Source organism: Xanthobacter agilis (assembly GCF_021730435.1).
GTDB classification, from domain to species: domain Bacteria; phylum Pseudomonadota; class Alphaproteobacteria; order Rhizobiales; family Xanthobacteraceae; genus Xanthobacter; species Xanthobacter agilis.
This window is the reverse complement of record NZ_JABWGX010000042.1, coordinates 14,904-27,504: the sequence shown is the minus strand read 5'-3', so window position 1 is coordinate 27,504 and position 12,601 is coordinate 14,904. Positions and strand designations below refer to the sequence as shown.

Genomic DNA, 12,601 nt, shown 5'->3' with positions numbered 1-12,601 from the left:
ACCCGCCAGATCCTGGTCGAACTCGGACGCCGACGCATGGTCGGAGGACAGGAAGACATGATCCTCGACGTCGCTCTCGACATCCTCAAAAACCAAACCGCCGCAGAATAAAACCAAAGGCCCATGAGTTTGACTCATGGGCCTTTGCTTCAGCCTGCGCGGTGTTCGAGCGTGCCCACCTGGCGCCGGTCAAAGACCGGGGCCGATGGCATAAGCCCCGCCGCGACACCCCGCGCGACAATCCCGCCCCTGGCCATACGAGAGGCCCACCGCAAGGAATGCGGCGGGCCTTTCCGGTCCGGAGCCAAAATCCATCGCCCTGCCCCCCGGACTTTGGCGCGCATCGCGCCCGGCCATGGGGTGATCTGGTCTTCCCGAGCGCCCCGACGCCTTCAGACGCAGGGCGGAACCCGATGTCTGCGCACCCTGCCTAAGCCGCCCGACGCCCCGTCTTGACGAAGGGCTGATCTTCCGATTGCAGCATCGCGAAAATGTCCAGTCTCGCGCCATCGGGAAGGCAGCAGATGGCGCCTGGAATATTGCCGCTTTCCTGCCTGGCGAACCGGAGCGCGGACGCCTGATCCGCGAATATGCCCCCCGTGGTTCCAACGCGATCGCAAACCACCCAGCACCCATGGGCATCCTGCCCCACGCAAAAGCGTGCACGCCCTGAAGAAGGCGGCGCTTCCTCCAAGTCTTCAATCATCAGATTCAATCCTGTTATTGACGGTCGGGCACAGGCTCACCTGATAATCCCGAATTTCAGCCCCAGTGCATCAGATCCACGCACATATTAAACCTGCGCAACTCATGACAACAAATAACACTCATCCGCGAACACGCATTCAACAGCACCCAACTCAGAGCGCGTCATTTCGAGCGCCATCTTTCATGGTTTAGATACATTTCTTTTAAGGACTCTGGATCCATCTTTCTTGAAGAGGCGCTAATGGGCGACCAGGGCCGCGATCGCGACTGCCGCCGACACCACAGCGGCCACGCTGGCGAGACGGACCATCATGGCAGCCTCCTCCGGGTACCGGATCCGCGCCGTCGCCCGACGCCTGCGGTTCACCATGGGCTCCCCGCCGCGCGCATGGCGCACATGATCCAGGTGACATGCCTCCGCCAACCGACCCCACATCGTTTTTACTCCTGACGTCGTTCCCTGCTCCCGCGCCCCTGGCGCCCGAGGGCTCACAAGCGCGGGACCGAGCAAATGGAGACTATCGACGCGGTCATAAAATTTCGACGGGATCCGCAATATAATTTTATAGTTATATCATATATGTCGGATCAGAATGATGTAATGGCGCACTTATACCAAAGCCCCGCAAGCATGACTCGCGGGGCTTTGGGCCAGCCCATCCGACATGCAAGCGCACCCGCGCGGCGCCAGTCGAACACCGGGCCGACGCCTTGTTTGCGAATGACCTGTCAGCAAGCTGCGGTGCGACGGCCCCGCGGCAAGCGCGAAGGCGGCCCCGGCACGGCCACGCGCAGGGGCCGGCACGCGGGGCCGGCATCATCGATCACAATTTGTAGCTGGTGCGGAAGGCGCCCCAGTGGCGGCCGTTGACGATGATCGGCGCGTCCACCTCGCGCATCATCACCACTTCACCGCCGATGTGCCGGGCATAGACCTGCACCAGATAGGGCTTCGTGTTGCGCGCCGCCAGCAGGCCGGCGCGGTCGTCGAAGATGCGGCGGTTGCGGCTGTTGGCGTTGTTCCAGGCCGGCTCGCCGGGGCGCTGCGGCTTGGAATATTGCGCGTTGTGCACCGGCAGATAGCCATTGATGTCCACCGCGGCACAGAATGCGAGGCTGCGGTCCTCCGCCAGCATGGGCTCCTGCACCGCGGGCAGCAGGCGTTCAAGAATGGGAAGAGACGTCGTCTCCACCTGTTGGGGATCGGTGTCCGGCAGGGGCCGGTAATGGGTGTCGAACAATTGGTCCGCGCTGATGAGGCCGTCCTTCAGGGCGGCCTCGTAGGCAAGACTCACCCTCTGCGCGCCGGCGCGCGCGCGGGCAATGGCCACCGCGGCCTCGGCCGCCACCGCCGCGATGCGGGCCTTCACCGCGGCGTTCTCGCAATCGTCGAACGCGATGTGGCACCCAAGGTCGCTGACCCCGGCCACCCGCCCGGCCAGGGTGCCAAGGCCGGACAGCTCCAGCTGGACCCGCGCCCCCACCGGCGGAGGCGGCGCGAGCGCACAGAGCAGCACCCCGCCCTGTGACAGGTCGAGCGTCTTGGCGGCGTGGCGGGCACCATTGACGTGGACATGGCCGAGGATCTCCACCGGCCAGCGTTCAAAGCGGCGCCGATCGCCCATGGCGGTCTGGCGCAGCACGCTGAGCAGGTGGCGGGACATCTCCCGCACGCCGTCGGCGACGGAAGCGGTGCTGCGCTCGATCTCGGCTCCGGTTTCAGCCGCAGCTCCAGTGGCGGTGCGGATGGAGCGGGCGCGCGTCGCCACCGTCTCGGCGAAGTTCTCCACATCCCCGGCGCTGCGACGGATCTCGTCCATGGTCTCCACCTGGCCGGCGACGGCGTCGGCGACGCGGGCGGCCACCGGGCTGATCTCGGCAATGGTCTCACTCACCCGGCTGATCGCCTGATCGCTGGCCTTGGCGGCCGCGTCCAGGCGACCGATCTTGAGCGAGATGTCTTGCGTCGCCTTCTGGGTCTGGTTGGCCAGCGATTTCACCTCGCTCGCCACCACCGCGAAGCCGGCGCCCGCTTCGCCGGCCCGCGCCGCCTCGATGGACGCGTTCAGCGCCAGGAGGTTGGTCTGCCGGGCGATGTCGGCGATCAACGCCACGATGGCCTGAATCTGCGTGATGGCGCCGTGCAGTTCCTGGGTCGCGGCGATCACGTCGCGACTGTCTCTTTCCGCCTCGCTGGCAAGGTCTCCGGAGACCTGGGCCTGCCGGCCGATCTCGGCCGTGGTCGCGGCGAAGGCGCCGATGGCGCGGGCAAGGCCGGCCGCATTCTCCTTGGCTGATGAGGTCTCGGCCGTCATCTCCTCGCTGTCACGGCGGATGCGCTCCACATCGCCCACACCGGCGGTGGCGGCGGCGCGCATGGTGGCCCCCGCTTCCGCCAGCCGGGCCTCCGCGCGACGGATGTCGGCTTCCAGCAGGCGGATCAGCTCGGCCTCGCCCTGACCGACTTCGCCCTGACCGCCATCGCGGGCCGCCGCCGCGGGGGGCGGCGGCGCCCCCAGCAGGCTGTCACCGGGCGGCTGTGACGGAACCATATCGACATGCGGCGCCTTGCGGGCCAGAAATCCCCACATACGCGGTGCTCCCATCCCTGTCCGGCGAATGGGAACGCGCACCGTCGGATCGAGAGGGTCCGTTGCTCGCGCACTCATTCGCCCGCGCGCTGGGGCCTCTGCCGGGCCTCATGCCTGCGCCTTGACCCGGTCATTGTAACCGGATCCATCCGCAGCCTACGCATCTCTCCCGATCCCTTTCAAGTTGGCCATCCGTATCGTAAGGGTGTCTCCTGCGGAAAACGGGCTTCAAAACACCTGCATCAGGCGCAGCGTGCCGCGGAAGTCCTCGGGGAAACCGCCCGACGTATTAAAATCGCGCTGCGCCAGTGCCAGCACCTGGAACGTAGGCGTGATGAATTTGGACAGTTCCAGGCGCAGCTGATCCCGCTCCGTGGCATTGCCGGTGGCGACCCCCGACAAATATTCGGTGCCGCCCCAGAATCTGGAATAGCCGGCGGCCGCCGACCAAGTGGGAGCGAAGGCATAGGACAGCCAGGCCTGGAACTGATAGGTATTGTCCTGCGTCAGCGTCTGGTTGCCGCCGCCGGCGTCGGTGTTCGAGCCGTACCAGATGACATCGCCCGAAAGCTGCAACGCGAAGCCGTTGCCCAGACCTTGATACCAGGCACCCTGCAGATCCAGCTTCCAGCGGTTCTCGCCCATGTTGAGGGCTTGGCTCGCATCATATTGGCCGAGCGGCACGAACAAATAGGGCGCGAGCGCGACATAGCTTTCGCTCGCCTTGTTGTTCACCAGCCAAACCACCCCCGAGAAAATAGGATCGCCGGCGCCCGCGGCGGAATCGAGATCCGCCCCACCGAGCCGCCCATTGTAGAGCGTGCCGGCCGGCAGCAGCGCCTGCGCCGCCATCCGCACCCCCGCGATATCGAAATAATGCACGTAACGCAGAATGTTCACATAGGAATCAAGGCTCGTATCCTGCGCGACGCTCACCCCGGACGTGCTCACATATTCGCTGCGGGTAGCATACTGGCTGTAGAACAGCAGCAGATTGGTGCCGGCCGGCGCCGGCAGGTAGTCTGCCGAATTGATGTCGATGGCGCGCGCCGCGCCAGGGACCAGCGCAACGGCAAGAAGCGCCCCCAGAAGCGCGCGAAGACGCCCGAGCGTGCAGATACGGCTCATGTTTCCTCCGGTCTTTTATTGTGTCGATTGATTTTGGCCGTCTGTCCCCGGCCCAAGGCCCGCGCGTGGCGCGCGGCTTCGAGGTGGCCCGGCGGCGAAGGCGGGGGCCTCCACTCCGCCGGACCGGGTCGTGCGTGAGAGGTCGATCACCCCCGCAGGCGGGCGAGATGCTGCAAGACCGCTTCCGGCTGGGCGCTTTCGGGGATTTCAGCGAAGTAGAACTGGCCGGCACCGAGGGCCGCCAGGGGCAGACCGCTCCAGAGCGCATCGCTCACATCCAGCCCGCGGGCAAGATCCCCCACCCCGGCCGGCGCCGCCGAGATGATCGTGTCGAAATCCCGTGCCGTGCCATCCGGCGCGCCGCGCAAGGCAACGCCCCAGCGGTAGTGCCGCCCGATGTTCACCAGGGTGCGATAGGCCCCGACATCGGCTGCCACGCCATCGGAACCTTCCTCCAGCAGCAGGCCGCCGACAGGATGGCCCGACACCGCCCGAACCAGATCCGCCATGTACATGGTCGCGTCTTCGATGAGGTCGGCATCGATGTCGATGCCGTCGCGGCCCGCCAGCGCAGCCGCCTCCGCGAGCCAGCGCCGCGGTGACGGCAGGGCGAGCACCAGCGGCGTCTGCCCGCGCAGGCTCGCCGCCACCGCTTCCACCACCTCCGCGAGGAGCTGGCGCGGCCCTTCCTCCTCCAACATGCGCTTTAGGGGGAATGCAGCACGCTTTTTCGATCCCATCTCCGCCTTGAGGGCGGGATGGCGCGCGAGCCAGGAGCGATAGAGCTCGCCGACCTCCACCACCCCCACGTCGGGACGCAGCAGACCTTGCGCCTGATTGAAGAAGGCCAGGTAGCTCGCCGCGCTTTCCCACGGATCGCCCGCCTCGCCCAGGAGAAGGCGCCGGGCATAGCCCGACGTCTTCAGCCACACCCGCAGGCCCGGCGCCCCGGACGGCCGGGGCAGGTCATCGAGAAGGCGGGGGCTCATTGCTTCTCGCCCCCGAGCGCGCCCATGGCGGCGAGGCGCGCCTCCAGCTCCGCGATGCGCACATCCTTGGGGTGCGCCATGTAGTTGGGACGCGGGGTCGCTGCGTCGCGGACCTTGTCCGGCGCGCCCATGTAGAGCACCGAGACATCGTCGCCCCAGGCTCCGAAATACTGGAGGTGGGACGGCGGCTGGGGCTTGTTCCAGTCCTTCACGAACTCCGCATAGGGCTTCGAGCGGGCAATGCGGGCCTTGCGCTCGGCGGCGCGGGCCGCGTCGGTCGCGACCTCGTCGATGGCGAGGGTGTTGGGATCGAACACCACCTTGTAGAGGCGCGCCGCCACCTGCGGCGAGATGAGGCCCTCCTCGATGTCCTTGATGATGCCCTTGGGGTCGCGCTCCAGGAGATCGCCGTAGCCGGCGCCGGCCCCCTGGGAAATCATGAAAAGCTCGCCGCGCTTGGAGATCTCGAAGCCCATGCCCATGTGGTGGGTGGTGTAGCTCGCGCCCTCGAACGGCTGCTCGTTCATGATCTCCTCAATGGAGTGCTTGAATTTCTCCGGCGTGTTCAGGAGCACGTCATAGACATCCACGCCCTTCACCTTCGACAGCGGATAGCAGCCGCAGGCATAGCCGCCGAACAGGCCCTGAAGCGGGGGGATCTTGGCGCCCTGGCAGACGGTCATGAAGCCCCACTGCTCGCTGTCCTTGGTGGCCACCATCATGGTGTAGCCCTGGCCGCCGCGATACTTGCCCGGCGCGATCGCATCCCGTGTCATCTTCTTGGACACGAGCTGGAGGAACGGCACCTCCTCTTCGTTCAGCTCCTGCTCGCCGATGTCCGCCATGGTGGCGAAGATGGGGGCGAGCGCATGCTCTCCGTCGCGGTCCACGGTGGCGCCGGCGCCCATGCCGTTCAGGTCGGCGCAGAGGTTGCCGAGGGTCTCGCCGTGCTGGGACACACCGCCCCACACGAAGGTGTTGATCATGTTGAAGGTGGGCGCGTGCACCTTGGTGAACTTCTCCGGGCACGAATAGAGGAACTTCGCCACCGCGTGCTGACCCGCCGTGAAGCCCGTGAAGATGGACATCAGTGACTGGGAGTTTGGCGCGTCATAGGAGCAGTTGACGATGGAATGGGGGTCGGTGATGACCTCGATCGGCGCGAACGCTGCCTGCCCGCGCGGCAGATCGGGCCACACATAGCATAGGAACACCTGGGCCAGCATGCCCTTGAGGCCGGCGACGATGGTGTTGGTGGCGCGGTTGGTGAACTCGGGCGCCGAGCCGCGGAAATCGAAGATCAGCCGGTCGCCGGTTTTGGTGAGCTTGCAGTTGATCTTGACCACGCAGTTTTCGCGCAGCGTCGAGTCCTGGATGATGTAGGTGCGCACGGTCATGTCCGGCCATTGCGAAATGCGGCGCTTCACCTCGGCGCGCACATTCTCCATGGTGAGGCGCAAGGTGGAGACCAACGCTTCCGGCCCATCGGTGTTCAGCGTCTCCTCGATGCGCTGCTTGATGCGCAGGCAGGCGAACAGCTTCACCTTCATGTCTTCATATTGCAGCTTCGGCTCGCGCACGGAATTCTGCAGGAAGGTCAGGATGTCGCGTTTGATCTGGTAGTTTTCCACCACCTTGAAGGGCGACATCTTCAGCCCCTCGTCGGAGGGGCTTTCGGCCATGGAAGGCATGCCGCCCGGCTCAATGGCGCCGTTCTCGCCCTCGTGCACGGTGGAAGCCACCCAGCACACCAGCTTGCCCTTGTGGAAGATGGGCAGGATCATGGACTGGTCGGTGTTGTGCACATTGCCGTAGCGGCTGTCGTTATGGATGAAGCCGTCACCCTCGCGCACGCCCACGGTGGGATCGTTGATCCAGTTCTTGATGATGAACTTGATGGGGTGGTGCACCAGCGCCGAGAAGATCAGCACGCCGCCGGCGGACGCGATGGCAAGGTCGCCGGAGGCCGAATACACGCCGGTGATGACGTCGCCCCACTTGGCGCCAGGCGCCGCGCCCATCTGCTCCACCATCTCATAGCCCTCGTCGCAGCCCGACTGGATGCGATCGCGGATCTTGGCGATGATGTGGGCATCGTCGACCTTGGAAATGGCCTCGTCCTCATCCGCCGTGCGCGGCATGATGTCGTGGTTTTGCATGATCTCGGGATCGGGGCCGAGAAACAAGGTGGTGTCGTTCAGGAACTTCTTGATGAGGGCGGCCTCTTCGGCGCTGGGAAGCTTGCCGCGGCCGGTATTGCTCATGTCGTTCATGGGGTTTCCTCCCGGAATGTCTTCAATGCGCGTGGCGCCTTGGGGCGCGGCCCTCCCCTCGCGGCGGCGAGGGGAGGAAAGATGGCGTCAGTGCGTGATCGCGGGCGTCGGCGCGCGCAGGAACCAGGACGCCCCCTGCTTGGCCGCCACGAAGGTCCAGCCGGGGTTGACCAGGAAGGTCGTCACCTCGGACGCCACGATGGCCGGCCCCTCGATGGCGACACCGGGCGCGATCGCGGCACGGCTCCACACCGGCGTTTCCACCGGCCCATCCTGACCCACGAAGTGGCACACCCGGGTGGAGGCGGGCGGCGGCGGGGCCTTGCGCTCGGCCGGGGGCACCGGCTTGATGTCCTCGAACTCGACCGTCTCGTGGTGCACATAAGCGGCGATGCGGATGGTGTTGATGCGGATGCCCGCCTCCGGCGCCTGCGAGCCCTCGCCGAAGCGCTTGCCATAGTCGGCGGAGAATTGGGAGATCATGGCGAGCACATCCGCCGGCCCGTGCACCTCGTGCTTCTCGATCACCGCCGTGGTCTGCACCAGCTGGTTGCCGTAGCGCATATCCAGCTCAAGGTTGTGGCGGATGTCGGCCAGCGGCACACCCTGGCGCAGGAGATCCTGGGTGCCGCGCGCCTTCAGCTCGGCGACGATGGCGTTGAAGCGCGCGTAATCGTCGAACAGGGCGCGGGTGTTGCTGTCGTAGAGCACCATGTAGAGCGACTGCTCGTGGATGTGGAGCTGGTGCATGTTGCCCGCGCCCACCGCCGAGAAGACGGAGGAGAGCGGCGGCGCCAGGATGCGGTCGATGTTGAGGTTCTGGGCGATGCCGCAGCAGTGTAGCGGGCCATTGCCGCCATAGGCGAGCATGGTGAAATCCTTGGGGTCGTAGCCCCGGGCGCGCAGCTCGGTGAACAGCCCGTTGGCCATGTTGTCGTCCACCTTCTCGCGGATCAGCAGCGCCGCCTCGATCACCGAGCAGTCGAGCTCGTCGCACAGCGCATCCTCGATCGCCGCCTTGGCCCGGCGCGGGTTCAGCGGAATGGAGCCGCCCGCGTAATTCTCCGGATCGAGATAGCCGAGCAGCAGGTCGGAATCGGTGACGGTGGGCCGCATGCCGCCACGGTCGTAGCAGGCGGGGCCGGGATCGGAACCGGCGCTCTCCGGGCCGCACTTCACGGTCTTGTACATGCGATCGTAGGAGGCGATGGAGCCCCCGCCGGCGCCGAGCGTGACCAGATGCACCATGGGCACCGAGACCAGCCAGCGGTCGATGACGGGGTTGAAGTCGTAGTGCTTCACGCCCCCTTCCACCACGATGCCAATGTCGTAGCTGGTGCCGCCCATGTCGGTGGCCACCACATTGCCGAGCCCGGTGAGCATGGCCAGATGCTCCGAGGCGCCGATGCCGGAGACCGGGCCGGAATGGATGGTCTGCAACGCGTCGGTGGAATTGAGCTGCGCCATGCCGCCGGAATTGTGGATCACCAGCATGGGCTTCTCATACCGGTGGGCGCGCAGGTTCTGCTCCAGCGCCGACAGGGCGTGGTACATGGTGGCGTGCAGATAGCCGTCCACGATGGCCGAGGTGGCGCGCACATATTCGCCTTTGCGCCCCGCCACCTGGTGGGACAGGATGACCGGAATGGCGCCCAGGAGGTGGGAGGGATATTCCTCCAGAAGGATCTCCTCGATGCGCTGCTCATGGGCGGGGTTCACCACCGCATTCACCAGCGCCACCACGATGATCTCGGCGCCGCGATTGACCAATTCGCGGATCTGGGTGCGCACATCCTCCTCGTCGAGGGGCATGACGAGCTTGCCCTGGAAATCCACCCGCTCGCGGATGCCGCGGATCATGTGGGCCTCCACCAGCGGATCCGGCCGCGCGGCGTTGGGCATGTCCTGCTGGCCCAGATTATCGAGCCCCTCGCCATAGCCGCGGGCGCGGCTGAGCGGCACCGTCGCCTCATAGCCGGCGGTCACCAGCATGCCGATCTTGGGGCCCTTGTGCTCGATCAGGGCATTGGTGCCGAGGGTGGTGGCATAACGCACGCTGTCCACCGCCGCGAGGATCTCCTCAAGCTCAAGCCCCAGCACGGTGCAGGCCTTGCCGAGCGCCTCGTTGAAGCCCATGGCGAGGTTGTGGTGGGTGGTGAGGGCCTTGGCCTCGATATATTGCTTGTCCCAGACCACGAAGCAGTCGGTGAAGGTGCCACCGATATCGACGGAAACGCGTTTCATGTCCCCTCCCTGAGGAATGATGGTGGGCGCTGGGCGCCGCTGAAGTTCTTGCCTTCGCCGCGAAGGGCTGCGCCTTCCCCCCAAGGCGGGAGGAAGGCGGGCGGCTCAATGCCCGTGGCCATCCGCGCGGGCGACCGCCGGGCCGGCATAGGGCGCGGCGGCCTCCCCGCGCGCGGCCCACTGGGCCTTCAGCGCGTCGAGGTCCACATCCATGTCGTGGAGCGGCGGGTGGCCGGGAATGGCGTATTCCGTCTCCACCTGCGTGCCGCAATGGGGGCAGCAGAACTCCAGGATGCGCACCCACTCCGGATCGGGGCTGAAGGTGAAGCGATACTTGTCCGGATCGATGATGGGCGGGTGGATCTCGGTGGGGTCACGATCGTAAACGAGCAGACCCTCCTTGTAACTTCCCCGCGCCGGAGCAATCTCGTGATCGCACACCCGGCATTCCCATTTCTCCGTCTTAAGGTCGATGCGCAGATACTCGGTCATCGCGACTTTCATTGTTTCAATCCTCCCGGCTCAGCAGGATGTCTCCCGCATCGCTGATGACAAACTGCCAGCCCTCGGGGACACGGCAGGTGAAATAATCTTCCTCAAGGACGGCGGGTCCGGCGGCGAAATGGCCTTCGGTGAGATCGGCGAGGCGGTAGACCGGCACATCGATGCGGCCATGCTCGCGGATCAGCACGTTGCGCTTGCCGTGGGCGGGCGCCGGCGCCTTGGGGGCGAACGCGGCGGCCTTTTCGGAGGCCGAGCGCAGGCTCTTGATCGCCTTCAGCTCCAGCTCCACCGTGCGCGCCGCGGCGAAGGTAGCCGGCACCACCGGCGGCTCGGCGAGCGCGAAGGTCTCGGTGCGGCCATCGCCGAAATCGGCGACGAGACGCGCCTCGACGGTGTAGGTGCCGGCGGCGCACCCCTCCGCGAACATGTCGCGGGCGGCCTTCACCTTCAGTCCCGCCAGGGTCTCGGCGAGCGACGCGGGATCCTCGATGGTCACCTGATAGCGCTGGGAGATGTCGCAGGCGCCGATGCCATAAGCGGAGAACACCGCCGCCATCTGCGGAATGGCCACCCGCCGGATGCCGGCCTTGTCGGCGACGCCGCAGGCGTTGAGCGGCCCGGCCCCGCCGAAGGCGAGCATCACCGTCTGCGGCGAGATGTGGGTGAAGCGGTGCAGCTCCGCCGCGATCTTCTCCTCATAGGCGAACTCCATGCGCAGCAGCGCGTCATCCAGGCTCACGCCGAGCGGCGTCGCGATATTGGCGGTGACCGCCGCCGCCGCCCGATCCACGTCGAGCCCCATGCCGCCGCCGAAATAGGAGGTGGGATCGAGCAAGCCGCCGAGCAGGCTCGCGTCGGTGATGGTGGCCTCGCGCCCGCCGCGACCGAAGCAGGCCGGGCCGGGCACCGCGCCCACGCTCTCCGGCCCGATGACGATGCGCCCCTCCACCACCTTGAAGATGGAGGAGCCGCCGGCACCCGCGCTCAGGATCTCGCACAGGGGAAAGGACACCGAGATGCCTTCCACATGGCCGCGCCGCACCTCCGCCACCGTGCCGTTCTTGTACTGGCCGATATCGGTGGTGGTACCGCCCACGTCGATGGAGACCGCATCGGTGAAGCCGTAGCGCCGCGAGAACGCCTTCATGCCCTCCATGCCGCCGCGCGGACCAGAAGAATAAGTCTTGATGGCGATGGTCTTCGCCACGCGTGAGGCGTCGCCGTCATTCCGGAAGATCAAAAGCGGGTTCTTGGTGCGGTAGGCCCGGAGCCGGTTCTCCGCATTGAACAGGAACCCCTCCATGGAGGGATGGAGGAAGGAGTTGATGAGCGCGGTCCAGGTGCGCCGCTCCCCGTCCGCGTCATTGGTCAGGTCGGAGCCGTAGAGGATCGGCACCGCCCCCAGCAGGTGGCGCGGATACTTGCGCAGGGCGATGAGGCGGAAGCGATCCTCGAGGGCGAGGAAATCGGATCCGTCGAAGCTCACCACCAGGCGGTTGGCGCCGGCGGCGGTGAGGGTATTGATGGCCTTGACCACCTCCACCTCGGCGGCCGCGCCGTTCACCGTATCGGCGTCGAGAAAGACGATGCGGTCGCCCACCAGCGCCTCGAACACCTCGGCATCGTGGGCCGCAAGGCGGCTTGGCAGGTCGCGGGCGGCCGCGTCCAGGATCAAGCCGAGACGGGGACCCTTGCGCTCGCAAATGGCGTTGGTGCCCTGCGTGGTCGAATAACGGATGAGGTCCACCTCTTCGAGCAGGCGCTTCACGTCCGGCGCCCCGTAGAGCACGCCGGACGCCTTGGTCAGCCCCTCGAAGAAGCATTTGCTGAGGTCATAAGGAGTGGTGAGGACCTTGGTCTTCTTCACCACGTCATCCGCCATGATGCAGACGTCGGTCAGTGTGCCGCCGTTGTCGATATTGATCTGCAGGGCCATGCGAAGTGTCTCCTCCCTTTTCTTTTCGGGTACCGGTGCGCGGCCGCGCCCCCGTGCTCGCGGCGGCCGGTCGGGTCACCATCGAGGTCGCAAGGCGCGTGCCAAGAGCGCCGATCCGGAGATCGCAAAATATTTCCCTTGAGCCCGTTACATTTTGAGTTCCAGGCAACACATCTGGAACATCTGAAATGACGTCTTTACGAATACGCGTTCGAAATCCGAACGCTG

General features: G+C 66.0%; 7 protein-coding genes and 1 pseudogene. 1 reads left to right on the top strand and 7 read right to left on the bottom strand.

Annotated features, from left to right (window positions below):
• Positions 1-111, top strand: a pseudogene (locus HUW53_RS20485) (4-hydroxy-2-oxovalerate aldolase); the annotation flags it as partial.
• A gap of 1,421 nt (positions 112-1,532) precedes the next feature.
• Here the strand turns inward: HUW53_RS20485 and HUW53_RS21905 are convergent.
• The 7 genes from HUW53_RS21905 to HUW53_RS20445 form a co-directional block, all read right to left on the bottom strand.
• Positions 1,533-3,260: a methyl-accepting chemotaxis protein gene (locus tag HUW53_RS21905; protein WP_272904354.1), complete on the bottom strand. Its 1,728-nt coding sequence runs from the start codon at positions 3,258-3,260 to the stop codon at positions 1,533-1,535.
• A 267-nt stretch (positions 3,261-3,527) separates the two neighbouring features.
• Positions 3,528-4,427 (bottom strand): transporter, encoded by a 900-nt coding sequence (locus HUW53_RS20470; RefSeq protein ID WP_237347609.1) that lies wholly within the window; start codon positions 4,425-4,427, stop codon positions 3,528-3,530.
• Positions 4,428-4,573: 146 nt separating this feature from the next.
• Positions 4,574-5,416, bottom strand: a complete 843-nt coding sequence (locus HUW53_RS20465) for a hypothetical protein (RefSeq protein ID WP_237347608.1) — start codon at positions 5,414-5,416, stop codon at positions 4,574-4,576.
• Positions 5,413-7,689: a hydantoinase B/oxoprolinase family protein gene (locus HUW53_RS20460; protein WP_237347607.1), complete on the bottom strand. Its 2,277-nt coding sequence runs from the start codon at positions 7,687-7,689 to the stop codon at positions 5,413-5,415. The genes HUW53_RS20465 and HUW53_RS20460 overlap by 4 nt, the downstream gene beginning before the upstream one ends.
• An 87-nt stretch (positions 7,690-7,776) precedes the next feature.
• Complete coding sequence (locus HUW53_RS20455) at positions 7,777-9,933, bottom strand: hydantoinase/oxoprolinase family protein (protein WP_237347606.1); 2,157 nt, start codon at positions 9,931-9,933, stop codon at positions 7,777-7,779.
• 105 nt (positions 9,934-10,038) lie between these two features.
• Positions 10,039-10,437 carry an acetone carboxylase subunit gamma gene (locus tag HUW53_RS20450; RefSeq protein WP_237347605.1) on the bottom strand — a complete coding sequence of 133 codons (399 nt, stop codon included), beginning with the start codon at positions 10,435-10,437 and terminating at the stop codon, positions 10,039-10,041.
• 4 nt (positions 10,438-10,441) lie between these two features.
• Complete coding sequence (locus HUW53_RS20445; RefSeq protein ID WP_237347604.1) at positions 10,442-12,373, bottom strand: hydantoinase/oxoprolinase family protein; 1,932 nt, start codon at positions 12,371-12,373, stop codon at positions 10,442-10,444.
• Positions 12,374-12,601 lie beyond the last annotated feature (228 nt).

Excerpts from the sequence above, each read along its gene's own strand:
- HUW53_RS20460 (WP_237347607.1), bottom strand. The coding sequence starts at position 7,689 with ATGAACGACATGAGCAATACCGGCCGCGGCAAGCTTCCCAGCGCCGAA.
- HUW53_RS20455 (WP_237347606.1), bottom strand. The coding sequence starts at position 9,933 with ATGAAACGCGTTTCCGTCGATATCGGTGGCACCTTCACCGACTGCTTC.
- HUW53_RS20450 (WP_237347605.1), bottom strand. The coding sequence starts at position 10,437 with ATGAAAGTCGCGATGACCGAGTATCTGCGCATCGACCTTAAGACGGAG.
- HUW53_RS21905 (WP_272904354.1), bottom strand. The coding sequence starts at position 3,260 with ATGGTTCCGTCACAGCCGCCCGGTGACAGCCTGCTGGGGGCGCCGCCG.
- HUW53_RS20470 (WP_237347609.1), bottom strand. The coding sequence starts at position 4,427 with ATGAGCCGTATCTGCACGCTCGGGCGTCTTCGCGCGCTTCTGGGGGCG.
- HUW53_RS20465 (WP_237347608.1), bottom strand. The coding sequence starts at position 5,416 with ATGAGCCCCCGCCTTCTCGATGACCTGCCCCGGCCGTCCGGGGCGCCG.
- HUW53_RS20445 (WP_237347604.1), bottom strand. The coding sequence starts at position 12,373 with ATGGCCCTGCAGATCAATATCGACAACGGCGGCACACTGACCGACGTC.